General features: G+C 41.1%; 2 protein-coding genes. Both read right to left on the bottom strand.

The annotated features are described in order from the left end of the window. Nucleotides 1-41 precede the first annotated feature (41 nt). A complete protein-coding gene (locus tag FC77_RS07605) occupies nt 42-917 on the bottom strand; it encodes an IS3 family transposase (protein WP_231860167.1) in 876 nt (291 codons plus the stop codon). Next, nucleotides 905-1380: helix-turn-helix domain-containing protein (locus FC77_RS08325; RefSeq protein ID WP_056971021.1), on the bottom strand; the 476-nt coding region annotated here is incomplete at its 5' end. The genes FC77_RS07605 and FC77_RS08325, both read right to left, overlap by 13 nt.

Below are 1380 nucleotides of genomic sequence, written 5' to 3'. Positions count from 1 at the left end.
TGAAGCTAACCCCTAAAACTGGACGTTAGTTTATTACAAATTTACACAATTTTCTTTAAGGCGGAATCCCAATATGCATTTGGGGTTGCGCCTTTTAGTTTGTGCCGATCGCGCTTTTGGTTATAGTAGCCGATCCATGTCTCCATAGCCTGGATTAAGGCTGCTTTAGTCGCATAATGGTGGGTGAAATACATTTCTACTTTCATCGTGTGAAAGAAACTTTCCATTGCGGCATTATCATAACAATTACCCCGGCGGGACATGCTCTGGAAGATATGCTGTTTCTTTAAAGCTGCCCGGTAAGCGTGCGATTGATACTGAATACCTTGATCGCTGTGGATAGTCATCCGGTAGCCTAAATTATTGGGCCTTTTATTGATTACTTGCTGTAAGCCTGCCAACACATAGCTGGTTAAAGGTCGGTCAGTGATCGTATAACCTAAGATTACGCCACCATATAAATCTTTAAAAGGAGAAAGATAAACCCGCTCTTTCATGCTCATTGTCCCATAGCGAAATTCACTAATATCAGTTACAACTTTTTGTAAAGGTCGGTCAGTCATGAACCTGCGGTGTAACCGGTTTTGGGCTTTCTTGCCTTGCGGGCCTTTAGAAGAATCATATTTGCCTGCCCGCAGGTTATAGACCTTGGCTGAAAGGTGATTGGCCTGCATAAGGCGATAAACCCGTTTATGATCGATTTTCAGATGCCATTTTACCCGTAAGTCATCTGTTACCGTCCAATAGCCAAAGGCCGGATGATAATGCTTGATCATTTTAATAATCGACACTAGCGCGCCATCACTGTACTTAGGTCTTTTAGGATGGACATGATATTCATAAGTGCTTTTACAGATAGTGGTAAGTGGCAGGATTTCTTTTAACTTAAAGCCAAATTTTTGCCTTAGTTCTTGGATGATTTGCCTTTCTTCGGCAGGTGCCCGCGTTTCTGAACTAAGGCCTTGAGTTCTTTTAAATATTCATTTTCTACTCGCAAAGCCCGGTTTTCCAAGCGTAAGGCCTCTAATTCAGACAATTCGCTGGGGCTACGTGGTTGTTTGTTTCCTTCTTTTGCTTTGCCTTGTTTCATTGCTGGCCGTCCTTGTTTGACAAACAGCGCTTTAACCCCACTGATATCAAATTTCTTTTGCCAATTGGCTATCGTGCCGATATTGTTAACCTTAAAGTGGAGTGCGGCTGTTTGATAACTAGTATTATGCTGTTTTCTCCAGTTTAAGACCTTCAGCTTAAATTTGCCACCATATTTGGTTTTAGTCTGTTTAGCTTTTAACCCACTTAAGCCTTGTTGTTGATATCGTTTTAGCCAATGATCTATTTCGTTGGCATTGGTAATATTTAATTCTTTACTGATTTGATTTA

Source organism: Lactobacillus acetotolerans DSM 20749 = JCM 3825 (assembly GCF_001436775.1).
GTDB lineage: Bacteria > Bacillota > Bacilli > Lactobacillales > Lactobacillaceae > Lactobacillus > Lactobacillus acetotolerans.
Note: the sequence above shows the minus strand (reverse complement) of the source record. Positions and strands in the feature narration are given on the sequence as shown.